Source organism: Lentzea pudingi (genome assembly GCF_014646255.1).
GTDB classification, from domain to species: Bacteria; Actinomycetota; Actinomycetes; order Mycobacteriales; family Pseudonocardiaceae; genus Lentzea; species Lentzea pudingi.
This window is the reverse complement of sequence record NZ_BMNC01000003.1, coordinates 622,018-639,410: the sequence shown is the minus strand read 5'-3', so window position 1 is coordinate 639,410 and position 17,393 is coordinate 622,018. Positions and strand designations below refer to the sequence as shown.

The 17,393-nt window shown below is 67.3% G+C and carries 16 protein-coding genes; 6 read left to right on the top strand and 10 right to left on the bottom strand.

Features of this window, described 5'->3' with window-relative positions:
- The first annotated feature begins 1,112 nt into the window (after positions 1–1,112).
- The 4 genes from IEY88_RS13865 (at position 1,113) to IEY88_RS13850 (ending at position 3,365) form a co-directional block, all read left to right on the top strand.
- Positions 1,113–1,934, top strand: coding sequence for a phosphotransferase (locus tag IEY88_RS13865; RefSeq protein WP_229693354.1), 822 nt, complete (start codon positions 1,113–1,115; stop codon positions 1,932–1,934).
- A 339-nt stretch (positions 1,935–2,273) separates the two neighbouring features.
- Entirely contained in the window at positions 2,274–2,453 is a 180-nt protein-coding gene (locus IEY88_RS13860; RefSeq protein WP_189155098.1) for a hypothetical protein, read from the top strand.
- A 19-nt stretch (positions 2,454–2,472) separates the two neighbouring features.
- Positions 2,473–2,880 carry a hypothetical protein gene (locus IEY88_RS13855; protein ID WP_229693353.1) on the top strand — a complete coding sequence of 136 codons (408 nt, stop codon included), beginning with the start codon at positions 2,473–2,475 and terminating at the stop codon, positions 2,878–2,880.
- Positions 2,881–2,921: 41 nt separating this feature from the next.
- Complete coding sequence (locus tag IEY88_RS13850; protein ID WP_189155096.1) at positions 2,922–3,365, top strand: hypothetical protein; 444 nt, start codon at positions 2,922–2,924, stop codon at positions 3,363–3,365.
- Between the two features lie 269 nt (positions 3,366–3,634).
- Here the strand turns inward: IEY88_RS13850 and IEY88_RS13845 are convergent, their stop codons facing one another.
- From IEY88_RS13845 to sbnA, 10 genes are all read right to left on the bottom strand, one after another.
- Positions 3,635–4,936, bottom strand: a complete 1,302-nt coding sequence (locus tag IEY88_RS13845; protein ID WP_189155095.1) for a UDP-glucose dehydrogenase family protein — start codon at positions 4,934–4,936, stop codon at positions 3,635–3,637.
- Between the two features lie 3 nt (positions 4,937–4,939).
- The gene (locus IEY88_RS13840) at positions 4,940–6,661 is read right to left on the bottom strand and encodes an asparagine synthetase B family protein (protein WP_189155094.1); all 1,722 of its coding nucleotides are present in this window, start codon (positions 6,659–6,661) and stop codon (positions 4,940–4,942) included.
- A 61-nt stretch (positions 6,662–6,722) separates the two neighbouring features.
- Entirely contained in the window at positions 6,723–8,468 is a 1,746-nt protein-coding gene (locus IEY88_RS13835) for an asparagine synthetase B family protein (RefSeq protein ID WP_189155093.1), read from the bottom strand.
- 35 nt (positions 8,469–8,503) lie between these two features.
- Positions 8,504–9,559 (bottom strand): nucleoside-diphosphate kinase, encoded by a 1,056-nt coding sequence (locus IEY88_RS13830; protein ID WP_189155092.1) that lies wholly within the window; start codon positions 9,557–9,559, stop codon positions 8,504–8,506.
- Positions 9,559–10,203 carry a hypothetical protein gene (locus IEY88_RS13825; RefSeq protein ID WP_189155091.1) on the bottom strand — a complete coding sequence of 215 codons (645 nt, stop codon included), beginning with the start codon at positions 10,201–10,203 and terminating at the stop codon, positions 9,559–9,561. The genes IEY88_RS13830 and IEY88_RS13825 overlap by 1 nt, the downstream gene beginning before the upstream one ends.
- A 4-nt stretch (positions 10,204–10,207) precedes the next feature.
- Positions 10,208–10,690 (bottom strand): NUDIX hydrolase, encoded by a 483-nt coding sequence (locus tag IEY88_RS13820; RefSeq protein ID WP_189155090.1) that lies wholly within the window; start codon positions 10,688–10,690, stop codon positions 10,208–10,210.
- Between the two features lie 15 nt (positions 10,691–10,705).
- Complete coding sequence (locus IEY88_RS13815) at positions 10,706–11,509, bottom strand: hypothetical protein (protein WP_189155089.1); 804 nt, start codon at positions 11,507–11,509, stop codon at positions 10,706–10,708.
- Complete coding sequence (locus IEY88_RS13810) at positions 11,506–13,194, bottom strand: amino acid adenylation domain-containing protein (RefSeq protein WP_189155088.1); 1,689 nt, start codon at positions 13,192–13,194, stop codon at positions 11,506–11,508. Before IEY88_RS13810 ends, IEY88_RS13815 begins: the two co-directional genes overlap by 4 nt.
- Positions 13,191–14,213, bottom strand: coding sequence for a 2,3-diaminopropionate biosynthesis protein SbnB (gene sbnB / locus IEY88_RS13805; RefSeq protein ID WP_189155087.1), 1,023 nt, complete (start codon positions 14,211–14,213; stop codon positions 13,191–13,193). Before sbnB ends, IEY88_RS13810 begins: the two co-directional genes overlap by 4 nt.
- A gap of 26 nt (positions 14,214–14,239) precedes the next feature.
- Positions 14,240–15,235, bottom strand: a complete 996-nt coding sequence (gene sbnA, locus IEY88_RS13800) for a 2,3-diaminopropionate biosynthesis protein SbnA (RefSeq protein WP_189155086.1) — start codon at positions 15,233–15,235, stop codon at positions 14,240–14,242.
- A 718-nt stretch (positions 15,236–15,953) separates the two neighbouring features.
- Here sbnA and IEY88_RS13795 point away from each other — a divergent pair.
- Together IEY88_RS13795 and IEY88_RS13790 are read left to right on the top strand one after the other, a co-directional pair.
- Positions 15,954–17,099 (top strand): acyl-CoA dehydrogenase family protein, encoded by a 1,146-nt coding sequence (locus IEY88_RS13795; protein ID WP_229693352.1) that lies wholly within the window; start codon positions 15,954–15,956, stop codon positions 17,097–17,099.
- A 44-nt stretch (positions 17,100–17,143) separates the two neighbouring features.
- Entirely contained in the window at positions 17,144–17,392 is a 249-nt protein-coding gene (locus IEY88_RS13790) for a phosphopantetheine-binding protein (RefSeq protein WP_189155084.1), read from the top strand.
- Position 17,393: the final 1 nt, after the last annotated feature.

Here is a 17,393-nt window from a genome sequence, read left to right as displayed (position 1 = left end):
CGCGGGGGGCGATGCTCAGCAGGTTCGGCGCGAGGCAGAACCGAGTCCTACCGGACCTTGTCCCTTACGCTTCGCCGAAGCGGCCGCAACACTCCCCTAGCAACAAGGTTCAGCGCAAAAGATTGAATCGCGCCAGCTGGCCCTCCATACTGATTCGAGCTATCCAGTGGCGCGTGAACACACGAACCGCGCAAGGCTGCCACTTGTGGGCACTCAGTCCCCCTCGGACAACAGAACGGCTGGAATTCCAGCAATCAAATCCCACGCAAGGTAAGCGATCAGCTACCGAGAGTGGGATTTCTGCTATATCTAGCCTTCCTGCAGGTGCCGTCGCCTAACATGGACTTACGCTCGCACGGTCGCCGCGGGCTGACGCGCCATCAGTCGGCACCACTATCACTGGCGTCCCAGCCGACGGCGGTGATCCGGCATGCGTGAGCGTCCAGTTCCGCCGTTGCTGCCACCGACACCGCATCACCATCTGGCCCACAGACGTACCGCGTCGTCAGCCAGGCGTCAGCACGCACTGGATCCGATACCCCACGCTCACATGGGTCGAACGCCACTTCGGCTACGCGGCTTTCGCGCGTTCGCCGGACACAACGACACCAACACTGACGCCGGAAGCACCACGACCTACGTCCGGGCCACCCTTGAAGAAGTCGCCACAGCACTGGCCGCGCTCACCGGTGAGCACCATCCGCTGGCCGCGTAACCGATTCCAGAACCGTCGGGGGCTCCCTGCCGACAGCAGCCAGCCCCCAGGCTGACATCCCTCAACCGCGATCTTGGATGTCCGTTGGACAGCAGATCAGCGGTGACGCGCGATTGGTACTTGATTCGGTCGACACTGACATAACTATGAACACAGGGGAAGGTGCGCAGACTGCTGCGTGATGATGAAGTAGCTCGTCAGCGGCGAACGCGGTGGCAAGCCCGCAACTCGCTCACCAAGCTCCCCGATTGGGCGTGTCCCTTTCATTTCCTCGCTTGGAGTGTTACCAAGCGGTACCAAGGAACTCGCACAGTGTGCTCGGTGAGCACCAAGGCGAGGGGATCCCGTGTCCGAACAGCTTGACCATCCATCCGTGCTCGACAGCGACGGCCGAACGTTGAGCGTCGACCTGAGCGAAGCCGACGCCCAGTTTCGGCAGTGGATGTACGAAAATCTCAGCCACGCCGCCGAGCACTTCGGCCTTACCGTTGCCGGGCAAGTCCGGCTCGGCTGGCTCGACCGGTCGATCAGCGCACCTGTCCGAGCGTCTGGTCGGCGACTCTGGCTTCGGGTGGTGTCCGAGGACAAGCAGTGGATCGGAGATGACTTCTGGACCGGCAACCTCGACGCCAACGTGTTCGCCACACTGCCCAAGCCGCAGGTTCTCGACGTCTACGAGTGGGAGGAGTGGCGGCAGCAACGTGCCGAGCTGATGACCTTGGCGCCAGGTTCACCCTGCTCCCCCACCGACACCGTGCGCCACGCGCTCGACCTTCCCGATAGCTGGTGGACGGAACTCCGCAGAACGATCGAGGTAATCGCGGCAACGCCGACCGACCGGGTCAACGCCGATCAGGCTTTGATCACCGGACGGATCCAGCAGCACTTCGGAAACTCCGCGAACCCCGTTGTCCGCCAATGGGAAACCGTGCACGGCGACCTGCACTGGGCGAACCTGATGGGACCGGACTTCATGCTGCTGGACTGGGAGCTGTGGGGCCGCGGTCCAGCAGGGACAGACGCAGCCACATTGCTCTGCTACAGCCTTCTCGTGCCGGAGACTGCTGAACGAGTACGCGACACCTTCGCCCACGTGCTCGACACCGACGCCGGCCGACTCGCTCAGCTCTACGTCGCGTCCCGCCTGCTGCACCGAGTCGTCAAGAGTGACCACCCGGACCTCGCCGCACCGCTCAGGAAGCTCGTCGAGACCTTGTGAGCCGTCCTCAGACTGCCTCACCGAGTGGCAGCTGCGCGCCTACCAGGAGGGTGAGGCCGCTTACCCGAGCAACCCGCCCGATCGCACGCTCGCTCCGGAGGAACTGGAGAACTCGCGCGTCAAGTGGGCCGGCGGCCACCTGCTGGCCAACGAGCTCGGCGGCCTCGGCGGCCTCGGCGAGTACCTCAACATGCACGGGCAGATGGCCGGATCCAACTCCGGCAACGCAAAAGAACGGTTGGTTCCACGCCCCGTCGTGGCGAGCCAAGGAGACAGAGCTCGTCGAGTTCTCGGGCCAGCCACATCAGGACGTCCAGAACTACCAGGTAGGCGGACGGCGTGCCGACCGAGGTGACCATGCGCTGGCAGGAGGTCACTTACGCGCGCAACGCGGACGGCACGGTCCACATGGGACCAGACAACAAGCCGGTCGTGGAGAACGTGGGGACCAAGGAACGCGTCTTCCCGAACCGCCCGGAGGTGAACTATGCACCCCAATCCCGCTACAAGGGTCGCTGACATCCTCGCTCTGCTGGAGGTGGGGGCACCAGTCGGGTGGAACCGCGTCACCCTCGACGTCTGGGCGAACGTCCTGTCCTACGAACTCGCAGCGTCCGCACAGGACGCCCAAGGCAGGTTCGCTGGCGAGGTACGGCTGGCGGAAATCACCGACCAGCTGCAGGGACTCCGCGAGCGGATGTACGTGGAAGGCAGGGGCACGTGGCTGTCGGCGCGATTCGTGCTGCACCGCGAGGCCGAGCCCGAGGCGACCTTCAACTTCGACGAGAACCCCCGCTGGTCACCGGAGCTGCACCCGATGATGTTCGTGCGCGACCTGGAGGCATTCCCCCGCACCGACGAACACGTGCCGAACTGGCTGCGCAAGACCGTCGAACGCGGGCTGGAACTGCAGCGCGCGCACGAGGCGGGCCTGGCTCATCAGTAGGCTGGCCAAGCACGACCGCGATCCAGGAGGAAGCGAACACCATGGCGAACTGGCCGGCGCTCAGCCCGATCGAGCAGCAGGAGAAGCTCGCGGAGATCACCCAGGAGATCCTCCCGACCCTGCCGCAGGGATGGTCGCGTCTGGTGTTGCGCGCCAAGATGATCGGCCCGCACAGCGAGGCCGACACAAGCGTGAAGATGACCGACGGCACCGTGCGCGGCTGGTCCTTCCCGCCCGAGGTGTGGCGGAAGTTCCAGCAGCTGCGCAAGGGCATGTACTCCGAGGGCCACGGCTCGTGGATCGAGTTCGAGTACATCCTCGACCCGCCCGGCAAGTTCACCATCCGCTACAACCGCGACGTGGCCCCCAAGTTCGACATCGCGCCGTCGCCGGAAAACTTCGCCACTGAACAAAAGTGGTTCCCGCGAACCGACGAAAGCATGCCGGAGTGGTTCCGCACAGGGCTCGCCGCAGCAGACGTCTGAAGCTACGCGACCGCCTCGCACGAGCCTGTGGGGTTGCGCGTGCCGAACACTACTTCCATACAGGTTCAGCAGCATGGCAATACTCGTAGATGACTCCGCCGAGCTTTCAGAGAGCGCTCGAGTCGGTCCTGCTCGAGTACTGCATAGGCTCCCCCGCCGTACTGCCAATCGTGGAGGTGCCGACCATGGTCGGCAACGACCCCGCCCTCGACACATACGGCCGGCGACGATGCTCTGCAGCAGGCTCGTCGGCGGCCATCCGCCAGTGGCTACCTGCCGAGCCCCACGCCGCGCCAGTCGAGTCCGGCTCGCTCCAGCACCTCGGGATCGAGGTGGTTGCGCGTGTCGACCACCGTCGTGCCGCTGAGCAGGCTCGCGATTTCCGTCCAGTCCTGGGTGCGGAACTCCGGCCACTCGGTGAGCAGCATCAGCGCCGACGCGTCCTTGGCCGCCGAACGCGCGTCCGCCACCACGTCGATCCCGTCGGTGACACCCAGCACCGCCAACGGCACCTGAGGGTCATAGGCCACCACGGTCGCTCCCTCCTGGACCAGGCGCCTGGCGACGATCAGCGCGGGTGACGAGCGCAGATCTCCCGTCCCCGCCTTGAAGGCCAGCCCGAGCAGGCCGATCCGGGCGCCCTCCAGCTCTCCTCCGCACGCCTCACGTGCCTTGGCGACCACCAGGTCGAACTGCCGTTCGTTGGTCGTGATGGTCGCCCGCAGCAAGGAGAAGTCCACTCCCGACGACGCGGCCACCTGCTCGAGGGCCATCGTGTCCTTGGGCAGGCAGGATCCGCCCCATCCCGGTCCCGGCCGCAGGAAGGCCTGGCCGATCCTGTGGTCGTAGCCCATGCCTTCGGTCACGTCCGCGACATCGGCGCCGAGTTGCTCGCACAGCTCCGCGATGGCGTTGACGTAGGACAGCTTCATCGCCAGGAAGCAGTTGGCCGCGTATTTGGTCAGCTCCGCGCTCTGGGCATCGGTGAGCACCAACGGTGCGCCCAGCCTCGAGTACAGTGCGGCGACCCGTTCGGCGGCGTTCTGGTCGGACGCGCCCACGACGATGCGGTCCGGGTGCAGGAAGTCGTGCACCGCGGTGCCCTCACGGAGGAACTCGGGATTGCTCACGACCGTGACGTCCGCACGACCCAGCAACCGCTCGGCCAGTGCCGCCGTGCCGACCGGCACCGTCGACTTGTTCACCACCACGGTTCCGGGGGCCAACTGGTCACCGATCTCCGACAGCACCGATTCGATCGCGCTGAGATCGGCGGCACCGGTAGGGCTCATGGGAGTCGGCACGCACAGGAACAGCACCTCGACCTGATCTGGGCACTGGAAGACGCCGCTCGCGCCCACCACGAACTCGAGCCTTCCCGCGGCCACACCTTCGGCGACCAGTTCGGGCAGGCCCTCTTCGAGGATGTCGACCTCCAACCGCCGCAGCTTCGCGACCTTCCCGGCGTCGACGTCCGCGCACACCACCCGATGACCCAGCGAGGCCAGGCACGCCGCCGTGGTCAGCCCCACGTAGCCCGCGCCGACAACAGCGATCCGACGAGCGAACACTTCTCAACCACCTTCACCGGTTCGAACACCAACGGGGACGTCCTCGACGCGCCTGCGCAGAATCTCCTCACTCGCGGCCATGAGCAGGGTCCGGTCGTAGCGCCCCCTGCTGGGATCCACGCGCACCGGCCGTCCGGTGCGAACGGCGAAGCGGTCGGCGAGATCGGAGAGGAACCGCTGGTACGGACCGTGGTTGTGCGGGAACGCGAAGCCGACCTTCGTCGGCCTGTGCGTGATCTCGTCGGGCACGATGCCCGCGCTCGCCAGCCGCAGCGCCACCTTCGTGGTCAGATCGCGGATCTTCAGCCGCTCGGGCAGCGCGTACGCCGCGGTGATGACGCGGTGGTCGAGGAACGGGCAGATCTTGTCCACTCCCCAGTACTTGTCCACTCGTGCCGTGTCCAGCAACGGCTGGCCGGAGATCGCAGTGTCGACGATGCCCATCTGGTCCACGAGGCGGTCGCCCGCAGCCGCGAACAACGACCGCACGAGCGCGAGATGAGGCCCGTCACCACCTGAGGCGTCTCCGCGCTTCATCAGTGTGAAGTACTTCAGCGCCTCGTCCGCGTCCTGCGGCACCGTCGCGATCTTCTCGAACAACGGCCGGTAGTCGCGCAACAGCGGGTGCTCCTGGGCCAGCCTCATCGCGGTCGCGCGGTCGCGGTCCAGGTATCCGACGAGGTAGCGGACCTCGCCACCGAGAGACTCGTCGGCCCCGTAACCGCTGAAAAGCCTCGTAATACCGCGTTCGGCGGCGGCACGGGCGATCCAGTACTCGATGAAGTGCGCCGCGTTGGCCTTCACCTCACCGAGAACCTCGATGGTCTTCGGGTAGTGGGTGGCGAAATCGGAGGCGTTCGGCTCCAGCACCACGTGCTCGGCGCCTGAGTGCTTCGCGGCCAACGCGGCGTACGGCGCCTCGTTGTAGACGTGATCGAGCTCGGCGAAGGCCGTCGTGAAAGCGAAGCGGGGCGGTGATCCCAGACGCGCGAGAGCTCCCGCGACGAAGCTGCTGTCCTGGCCACCGCTGAGGAAGCACGAGTTCGCCCCGCCGTCCATGCGCAAGGTGATCGCGTCGAACAGCAGGTCTCGGAAGCCCGCCACGACGTCCTCATCGGACTCGGTCGTCTCGCCGGGCTCGACCTGCCAGTAGGTCCGCGTGGTCACACGTCCCTCCGCCGCGTCCCGGGTCAGCACCGATCCCGGCGGGAGCTTGGAAACGCCCTCGAGCATCGTCTCGGCGCCGACCGGGGTCTCGAAGACGCGGAAGCTGTCCGGAACGACGATGCGTGCTGTGCCGAGGGACTCGGCAACGGACAGCACGGTGCTGGCGGCGACGAAACGCCGCGGCCCGCCACCGTGGTACAGCTGCTCCTCACCGATCTTGTCCCGCCAGCAGGTGATCGTGTGCGCGGTGACGTCCACCGCGGCGAACTTCCCGTTGACGTTGGCCAAAGTCCACTGTGGATCGTGGCGCAGCAGCAGAGCGATCGCGTGTGCGCAGGAGGTGATCTCGGTCCGCGCGTCCACGACCGCGCGCAGCCGGCGGGTCAGCTCCGGCCAGTTGTAGATGATCCCCGCGTACCCGAACGCCCCGTCCGGGTGGTGCCACAGGTGCTGCGCCAGGTCCTCGGCTCGGCCGCCGACTCCGTCCACCGACAGCGTCCAGGAGGCCGCCGACGCCGACGTGCGCACCAAGGGCACGCCGGAGGTCGGTGGGAGCACCGGACGCCGGTCCTCCCCTGTGGCACAAGCGATGTAGCTCACCGCTACCTGACGAGCAGGATCAAACCGCAACGTACTGCTCCCCCTTCACCACGTCGGTGGGCGACGTCCACTGGTGTCGCCAGATGCCCATCAGTACCGCCATCATCCGGGCGCGGTCGTACCGTCCGCCGCCCGTTCCGGCGTCGTGCTGCTGGTTCCGCCCGCCGGTCCACGTCCTGCTCCAGGCCGCCAGCTCGTTGTCCAGCCAGAAGGGAACCGGTGACGCGAAACCGCGCTTGTCGACCGCTTCCCAGATCGAGCGCGGTACACCGACGTCGGCGGCCACCTCCCTCAGCACGGCCTTGAGCCCCAGCAGCGGTGTGCGCTTGCGCGTGAGCGGCAAGGCGTAGCAGCACTCCGCGAACTCGTGGTCGAGGTAGGGCGACCGCCGTTCGAGCCCGAAGTGGCTGGACAGCTTGTCGGAGGTGAGCATCAACGGCGGGAACGCCGTCAGCAGGTCCGTGATGCTCAGCGCCCTCGCCACGTCGGGTGCGCCGGCGAACACGCCGTGCACCAGCCGGCGCACGCTGCCGTCGACGTCCGGTCCCCGCAGGATGAGCCGGTAGTACCGCTCCGCAGCGGACCGCCTGGACATCGAGTGCCGTTTGAACTTGTCCCGCAACGGGGCGTACGACTCGAGCCCTGCCGCGCCGTCGCCCAGCGGACCGTCCAGCAGGATCGCGTGCCGCACGTAGCCGAGCAGCAGTTCGTCAGGTCCCGTGCCGCCGACCACGACACGCAGTCCCATCTCGGCGACCCGCTCGTAGAGCATGAACTCCGAGAGGAGGCTGGCGTTGCCCACGGGATGGTCGAGCGCACGCACGATCTCCTCGGCACGGGCCGCGAAGTCCGCGGCCGTCGGCAACACGGTGACCAGCGGGATGCCCAGCGAGTCCGCCACGAGCCGCGCGTCAGCGGTCTCGTCGAGCCTGTCCTCGCCGGGGTATCCCACCGTGACGAGGACGTCGGGCCGCATGGTGGCCGCCAGCACCGCCGAGTCGAGACCGCCGCTCAGCATGAGGGCGAACGGCTCGCTCGGCCGGGTCCGTTCGAGCGCCGTGTCCAGCGCCGCGCGCACGTCCGCGCCGTCGTGCTCGACGGACTCGGGCGCCCAGTACCTCGTGACGCGGCCGCTCCCCGTCCGCAGGTCGAACACGAGGAATGTGCCCGGTTCGAGGAGTTCGGCGCCGTCGAACAACGTGGCCGATCCAGTGGTGGTCTCCAACGCCCAGAACGAATCCGGCACACGAGGGGACACCGGTGCCAAGGCCGCCAGCGCTTTGATCTCGGACGCGAAGTGCAGCGCGTCCCGGTTCGCCTGGTAATAGAGCGGTTTCTCGCCGAAGCGGTCACGGGCCAGGAGCACCTGAGACGTCCGCGGGTCGTGCACCGCGAGAGCGAACATCCCCACGAGCTGCGTGAGGAAGTCCGCCCCGTGCAACAGGTATCCACGCAGGATCACGTGCGCGTCCGTGGTGGCCCGGTCGAGCGGAACGGACCAGCGAGCCGCCAGTTCGCGGTAGTTGTACACCTCACCGTTGAACGTCAGCATCACGCCGGAAGCGTGGTCCGTGTAAGGCCCGCACTCGACCCCCGTGGACACGACGGCGAGCAGGTTCATGCCGAACACGGCTCGTCCGTCAGCCGATTCCCGCACCGCGCGCCCGTCAGGTCCGCGATGCCCTTGACGATCGGCGGCGTCCACCACGGCCGCGATGTCCCGCGGTCCGTCATCGACGTACGCGGATCCAACGACACCGCACATACGGCATCCCCCCAGTCACAGCAAGTCGCCCGATATCAGTCCACGTCCGGAAGGTGTGCGGCGTAGTACATGGTGGTGTCGACCACCAGCCGCTCCCACTCCGTCGTGTGAAAGCGCAACCGCTCCAGCGCGTTCCACAGGCGATGTGCCGTGTCGAAGCTGTACTCGCGGTGGCCAGCCAGCAAGATCGCGAGCGGGGCGTGCACGGCGGAGTCGGGACAGGCACGCAGCGCCGCGAGATCGGCGGCGCACAGCGCGCGGTGCCGCTGCCATGCCGTGCGCACGTCCAGCGACGACCGCAGGACCTCATGCAGTTCTCCCCGCTGCCGTCCCAGCGCAGAGGAACACACCCCGCACGAGACGGTGGCGATGAGCCGGAGCTTGATTCGCGTGAGCACGCGAACGAAGTCGATGTCCTCGGAGCCTCGCCCGATGACGTCGAGGCAGTCGAGCCACTGCCTCCTGCCCAGGTACGCCGGCCCGTCCGGGGCGAGCACGCGATCCAACGCGGTCTCGAGCTCCTCGTGAGCGGAGAAGAGCAGGAACTCACGAGCGGTGCTCAGCGGATCGTCCGAGCTGTGCACCAGGTTGAGGGCCAGGTTGGTACCGCCGAGCCTGCCGCGCAGTTGGTCCGGTGTCGCGCGATAAGGGTTGGAAGGGCCCTTGAGCGCGGTCAACCGGTCGTGCCCGGTGCCGCCCGGCAGGTGGAGCAACGCGGCGATGCTCGGTCCCATCGAGTACACGCGGCGGTTGAGCCACCACGCACCGACCATGTTCTTCTCGTTGCGCACGGTCAGGTTGAACTTGTAGAGCTCCTCGAACGTTCGCTCACCCGCGCCGAACGTCGGAGCCACGTGCAAGAAGCGGGCGCCGGCGTCCTGCAGGGCGCTACAGACCGCATCCCCCTTGCCGGACGCGACGGCGTCGGGCTTGACCATCACGAACACGACCTCCCGCAGGGCCTGTTCGCGCCGGCCACCGAGCCGTAATCCGAGCGACTCCCAGATCTCGTCAGCCAGGCCCAGCACGTCGATCATGCCGCCGCGTTCGACGAACCCGACGGGAACCTCGGCCTCGACGTCGACCGTCACTACGCCACCCCGGCGCGCTCTGCGAGCTCCAGCACCTCGCGCAGCCGATGCTCCGAGGTGCGCACCTCTTCCACGGCCTCGGCCGTCTCCTTCTCCCTGCCGTACTGCCAGTACACGCTGCCGTCGCGACGCACGCGCAGCGCTCGTTCCTTGTCGCTGGGCCCCCGCACGATGAGGCTGAAGGTATTCGCGTCCATGCGCACGTTGTGCACCATCTGATCGTCGATCGTGTACGAGACACCTGGCGTTTCATCGCGGACCATCGCCGCTGACGGGAGCACGTGGTTCTGCTCGACCGACTGGTTCACCCACTTCTCCGGACCGTACAGCCAGTTCCTGTACCGGCCCGCGAGCACACGCGTGGTGAAGCCCCAGCGGTGGCTGTGCGGCAGGTCGGTCGCCTGCTCGAACCGGTGCAGGCGAAGCCGGACGCCGGAGCCGGGATCGTCGAAGAGGATCACCCGGTCACCCCAGTGCCTGCGTTCCGAAAGGTCGAGCAGGCGCTGATCCTCGACGACGTTGTTCAGCAGCTCCCGCACCACCGCCGGCCTGGTCAACTCGTCGAGGGCCTTCGTCGTGACCCGCCTGACGTTGTCGATGTCGGCCCAGTCCAGCTGAACCAGCTGATTGAAAACCTTGTCCACGTGTCTAAACGCTCCCCAGAGATCGGTGCCGCACGCGGTACGCGTTCAGCACCTGTCGAACAAATGGCGTGATCTGCAGTTCATCCAGCTCGTCGAACGAGAAGAAACGCAGATCCTGTCCTTCCGTCAGAGTGAATTCGTCGACCGGCAGCTCGGTGTTCGTGACGAATACCCAGACGAGGTGCCGGTGCCCACCGCGGTCGACCACACTGCAGAAGTGCTCAACGTGGTCCGCGACCAGGCCGATCTCCTCGTGCAGTTCGCGCCGCGCGGCGTCGGCGGGCGACTCGTCGGGCTCAACGGCACCGCCGAGAATCGCCCAGTGGTTCGGGTAGAGGATCTCAGGCTTGTCGTCGCGCAGGTTGAGCAGCACGCGCCCGGACGCGTCGAGCACCATCGTCATGGACGCGTGCCCGTTGAACTCGCCCCGGACTGCCTCCTCACGGTCGACCTCGGTCAGGAATTCAACACTCGCCAGATCGCGCACCGCACACCTCTGCCATTAGCCGGAAACTTGCGCGGATGTTAACACGGACAAGAGCGAGTAGCATTTGTCGAGCGTGAGCTGAACCCACTCCCCCGGATTTTCCGGCGAGAATTCGCGCATTGTTTGAAGACGCCAGTATTCCGTCAGCGACAGCGGCGGATCGGTGACCTTGTCCAGCGCCTGCCGATACTTGAGATACCGCCACTTCTCGGCGGGTGCCAGCGCGCCCTGGTGAGCGGAGAAGGCGTCGATCGCGTGGTCGAGCGCTCGCCGCGCGGCGAGCACACTGCTGTGCAGATCGCCCGATGCCTCCAGGCCGAGAGCGTCCTCGATCGCGGCGTCCGCCTCCTCCGCCGCGGCGCAGGCGATCGCCGCAGCGGCACCTGACCGCTCGACCACGAACTGACGCTCCCGCAGATACTCGTGACCGGCGATCGCCACACCGGCCGACAGCCGGTAGAGGAAGGCGACATCGCTGGGTTGCAACAACTTCGCGAGCCCGCGCACGTCGTCGCGGTACTCGCCGAGCCGGGCGAACAGGTCGTCGAGCAGGCCCGGTGTCCAGTAGCACACGTCCCACCGGCGGCCGTCGACGAAGTGGACTGCCGTCTCGACCTCGTGGTCCACCAGGCCGAGCGTCGAGAGGAAATCGGCGTGCGCCGGTCCCTCCTCCCGCACGACATACACGTCGACGTCGCTGTCGCGATGTCCCCAGCCCTCGACGAGCGAACCGCTCAGGAAGACGCACAGCGCGCCACGAACGTCCACACAGGACGGAAGGTCGGTGGCGACGCCGGGCACCGCACGTGCTGTGGTCACGGCGCGACCGCTCGCGAGAGGGTCCGGTAGTCGATCTTTCCGTTGAGGCTCAGCGGAAGCTCGTCCATCACCACCCAGCGATTCGGCACCATCGCCGGCGGCAGAGTGGCGCGCAGGTGTTCCAGTAGCGCCGCCTCACCGGTGAAACGATCGGAAGGCACGTAGTGCGCCACCAACTCCGGTGCACCGGCACGTTCGGCCACCAGCACCGCACTGCGGGAGACACCGGGATGCCGGTTGAGCACCGCCTCCACCTCATCGGGTTCGATGCGGACACCCGAGATCTTGGTCTGCCGGTCCAGCCGTCCGAAGAAGCAGAGAACACCGTCGCGCAGGGCGGCAGCGTCACCCGTGCGGTAAAGGCGTGCTGTGGGCGACTTCGGGTCGATGGGATCGCGGAAGAACGCGTCCGCGGTGGCGCGTGTGTTGCCGACGTACCCCCGGCCGACGGGAAGTCCTCCGACGAACAGCTCACCGGTCTCGCCCGGTTCGGCGGCACGCCATCCCTCGCCGGTCTCCACGAGCACGTACAGCGTGGAGTTGATGACCGCGGACCCCACCGGCAGCCGGCTGCCCACCAGGTCCGCAGGCATCACGACGTGGTGGGCGACGTCGTCCGAACACTCGGTGAAGCCGTACGAGTTGAGCAGCCCGACCCCGGGCATCGTCTCGAACACGCGCTCGGCCAGCGACGGGTGCAGTTCCTCACCGGTCGACACGACCCAGCGCAGGCTCGGCAGTCCGCCACCGCCCCGCCGGATCTCGTCGACGAGCAGGCCGACCACGGTGGGCACCAACTCGACCACGGTCGTGCCGGTGCGGCGCAGGTCCGCCAGCAGGCGACGTGGGAAGGCGGCGGTGGCATCGTCGACCACCACGGCGCGGCCGCCGAGCACCAGCGGGATCAGCATCTGGCAGATGGCGATGTCGAACACCAGCGGCGAGGTGAACGCCAGGACGTCGTCGGCCGTCATGCCGAGATCGGTGATCTTCGCCCAGAGGTGGTTGATCATGCCGCGGTGCTCGACGAGAGCCGCTTTCGGGACACCGGTCGTGCCAGAGGTGCAGTAGACGTAACGGGGTTCTCCGTCATCGTCACACCGGTCCCGGCCGACCTCCGCGATCGCGTCCGGCAGCGGCAGTGCGGGACAGGCGTCCGGTTCGATCCGGACGACCGGCACGCCGAGCCGGGCGACGGCGCCGGCCAGCTCGTCCTGCGCCCGCGCACCCTGTGGCAGACGGAGGTAATCGACCACGCGGACGACCCTCGACTCTGTGAGGACTGCTTCGAGACGTGCCGAGGGCCAGCTCGGATCGAGCGGGAGGTAGACCGCGCCGATGGTCTCGAGCGCGAGGAACACGACAGCGGTGTCCACACTGCGAAAGCCCTGAACCGCGACGACCTCGCCCGGAGCGCACCCGCTCGCGACCAGACGCCGTCGCGCGGAGGCGATCCGCCGCACGAGATCGGCGTACGTGGTCTGCTCGGACCCGCTGAGGAACGCGACGAGATCCGGCGTCTCGGCGGCCCGGCGGGCCACCTGTCCGACCACGGTCGCACCGAGGTCCAGCGCGCACTCGTCGCCCGTCGCCGCGAACTCGGCGGCTCGCCGCACCTCGTCCGGGGAGATCGCCAGCGGTGGGAGCTCCGTCGTGATGCCGAGCGAGTCGGTGTCGATGGTCATTCGATCCCCTCGTGGAAGTTCTCGATCAGCACCGCGCTGCCCTTGGCAAGGCTTTCGGCGTGGACGAAACGCGCGAGCACGAGGTCGAGCACGCCGAGCCCGAACGGCGAGAAGACGACGGTCCGGTCTGACGGCGCGGTGAACGCACCGGTGAGCACGTCGTGCAACGTCGCGTTCACGAAGTCCCGGCTGCCAGTCCGTTGCTCCGTCAGGTGCGGGGACGTTTCCGCTCGCAGGCAGTGGTCGACGTCGTCGACGACGTTCACGGCGTCGAGCAGCACCTCCGGCGACAGATCGCGCAGCGAGACGTGCAGCACGAGCGGGTGGTGCGCGAACAGGCCAGGGTCGGTCACGTGCGGTTTCGCCGCGGTGGTCGCGAAGACGACGACGTCGCAGGACGGAATCAGGTCCTCGCTTCTCTCGTGCACCGTCACCGCCGGTCCGCCGGATGCCGCCGCCCACTCACCGAAATCGGCGGCGCGCGCGGCGTTCAGGTCGTGCACGTGGATCTCGTCCACGGGCCAGCCCGCGGCGAGGAGGTACGAGTGGATGTGACGGGCGATGGGCCCTGTGCCGACGTACCCGACGCGGCCCCGTTCGGCGCGGGAGCCAGCGAGCTTCACCGCGGCCAGCGCGGCGGAGGCCGCCGTGCGGGAGGCGCTGATCACCGAGCTCTCGAGACAGGCCGTGGGCACCCCGGTCTCACCGTCGTTGAGCACCAGGACGGCGGAGGCTCGCGGCAGGCCCTTGCCGAGGTTGTCGGGGAAGCTGGAGATCCACTTCAGGCCCGCGGCTGGTTCGTCGCCCCGCAACGCGGCGGGCAGCGCGATGATCCGGGCGTTCGGCATGTCCGGGAAGCGCAGGAAGTAGGACGGCGGGTTGATCGCGTGACCGTCTCCGTGCAGGCGGTAGGCCGTGTCGACGAGCTCGATCACGCGGGTCCGGTCCGCTTCGAGGACGCTCCGCGCGGCGGCGCCGGAGATGACGGCGAACGATGCCGCACCGGTGAGTGCGTTCATGTGTTTGTCTCCTGGTCTCGTGTGCGTCAGCGGGCGCACATCGGAGGCGCGAAAGCCGGGTCCATCGGCAAGAGTCCCTCGGGGCCGAAGTGCCGCAGCACCCATGCGTCGTCGTAGATCGTGTCCAGATAGCGTTCGCCCATGTCGGCGGAGATCGCGACGGCCGACAGCGAGCCACCAGGATCTTTGTCCCGCAACCAGGCCAGTGCTCCCGCCACGACGGTCCCGGTGGAACCGCCGAGGAGCAGGCCGCGCGACGACAGGGTCCGGCACGTCCGCACGGTGTCCACTTCGGACACCAGTACGACGTCGGCGACGAACTCGGGTTCCAGCATCGGGGGCCTCACACTGGCACCGAGCCCCGGCACCAGCCGAGCGGCCGCCGGGTGACCGAAGCTCACCGAGCCCTCCGCGTCGACGGCGATCACCCTCGTCGTGCCTCCCTCGGCTCTGAAGTACTTGGCGCATCCCATGACCGTTCCCCCGGTTCCGGTTCCCACGAACAGCACGTCCAGGTCCGGAAAGCGGTTCGCGATGCCGGCGGCGGTCACCGCGTAGTGCGCCTGCCAGTTCGCTGGGTTGGTGTACTGGTTGAGCCACACGTAGCGGTGGTCCCGCGCGCAGAGTTCGCGCACCCGCTCGAGCCGTGCGGCGAGGAGACCTCCGTCGCGTGCCGGATCATCGACGACGACCACGTCCGCGCCCAGGCTGCGCATGATGGAGAGCGTCGTCTGGTTGCAGCGGCGATCGGTGACGCAGGTGAACCGAAGTCCTTTGCTCGCCGCGATGACGCTCAGCGCGACACCGAGGTTTCCCGACGACGACTCGATCAGCGCCGAGTCCGGGCCGAGCAGTCCGCCCTTCTCGGCGGCCGCCACCATCGCGGCCGCGGCGCGCATCTTCACCGAACCGCCGAAGTTCAGGCCCTCGCACTTCAGCAGGAGGCCACGACCGAACAGCGGCGCGAGGTCGACGTACAGGTCCGAGTCGATCAGCTCGTGCGGAGCCGAGAGCACGGGCACGGGCAGTCCCTTCTTTCCAGTCGGGCTGTTCGCCAAGGCCATCAGGCGGTGATCGGCGAACGCGCTGCCACGGACACCGGAGCGTTCTCCCAGATGTGAACCACGAGTTCTCCCCCAAAGACGGCTCGAACGGAGCAGCCGCCCCGCGAACCGTTGCCGAACTTCCCAATTCCCCCAACCGTGCCGTGCCGCGAAGAATCCGAGCTGGCACTTCCCCAGGAGCTCGGCCGCGTATCTCGGCTGACGCAACATAACCGACCGTTTGCCGCCCAGCAACCGGTGCGACACAGTTGAACTGGCGAGTTTGGCTGCACAAAATTCCCTGTTAACACAACAGAATCGTTTCAAGAACAAGACGCATCGATGGTAATTTGGATCACGTCCGGTTGTGAGGGTCAGGTACGCTTGGCATAGTCGGCAACCACGTTCCGGCCAGCCGCCCGAACAGGTCGGCTCGCACCGAATACACGCTTGTCACACAGGTTATGGCCACTGGGGGGTGCCATGCTTTGCGGACCGCTGCGCAGATAACGCGCCTACACATGCCCGTGGACGACGTTCACGGTTGACTGAGCGCGCAACTCACGAGCGCCAAGCAGAGCGAGTCCACCACGGACTCGCTGCTCGGCATGTCAAAAAACCCATTCACTTTCCCCGTGCAGCGCGGAAAGAAGACTTCTGGAGCGCGAAAGACTTGCCTTCGTCACCTCACGTGAACGTGGCCGAGAAGATATTGCCCCTGCTCAGGGAAAATGCGGCACAGGTCGACGGTGACGCGACCTTCCCCGAGGCCGGTTTGCGCGCGTTGCGCGAATGCGGGCTCATGGGACTGCTCGTTCCCGAAGAACACGGAGGTTTGGGCGGAGACCTCCACGACCTGGTGGACGTGGCCGGAGTGCTCGCTTCCGCCTGCCTTTCCACGGCGATGATCTGGGCAATGTACTGCCAGCAGGTCGACGCCGTGGTGCGGTTCGCCGTCCCGGGACTGGCCAAGGACCTGTTGCCCCGAATCGCCGCGGGCGAGGTCTACCTCGCGTCGGTGACGACCGAGGCAGGATCCGGCGGTCACCTGATGACGGCGGACGCGTCGCTGCGTTCCGGCGGCGAGGGCATCGCGTTCGAACGTCTGGCGCCGATCGTGACCGGTGGCCGGTACGCGGACGGCTTCCTGATCACCATGCGCGACGGGGAGGACACGACCGCCAACAAGGTGACCCTCGTCTACGCCGCCCGTGACCAGCTCGAACTCGAGACCTCCGGCGAGTGGAACCCGCTCGGCATGCGCGGTACGCACAGCGAGGGCATGCGCATCACCGGAACGATCCGGCCGGACGGCGTCATCGGGCCGCGCGGCGGCTACCGGACGGTCGCTGTCGAGAGCGCCATTCCGCTCGCCCACCTCGCCTGGTCCGCGTGCTGGCTCGGAGCGGCGCGGTCCGCCACGGCCGACGTGATCGGCCTGCTGCGTTCGCGCAAGCGTCCGGGCAGCATCGATCTCAGCTCGGACCTGGTGAGCGAACGCCTCGCCCGTGTGCGGATGGACCTCGAACTGGTCAGCGCCTACCTCCGCACCGTGTGCGACGAGATCACCGAGTGCCGGACCGATGGGCGCACCGTCGACGTCCCGAGCACGCAGATCCACCTCAACACGCTCAAGGTGGCGGCGGCCGAGCACACGTTCCGTGCGGTCGACCGGCTGGTCCAGTTGTGCGGACTGTCCACCGGCTACCTGCGCACCTCCCCCATCCCGCTCGAGCGGCACTTCCGCGACCTCAGATCGGCGAGCCTCAACTACGCGAACGACCGGCTGCTCAAGGCAAACGGCAGTCTCTCCCTGGTCGACCGCGGCGTACGGCTCGCATGAAGTCCACAACGGACGTCCACAGTGGCTCGAAAGGTGGTTCTCACTTGCCCACGCAGTGGCCCGACCAGTTCGAAGCGGTAGTGCGCAAGCACCTGCCGATGCTGGGCGACGACGGTGTGTCCCCCGAACTCGTGCTGGCCGACCGCGGTCTGGACTCGATCGGGACGATCAACCTGCTCGTTGCGCTGGAGGACGAGTTCGACGTGGTCTTCCCGGACGAACTGCTGGCGGCGACGACGTTCGAGACGCCGGGGGCGCTCTGGGCCGTGCTCGCGTCGTTGATCGACCGCTGAC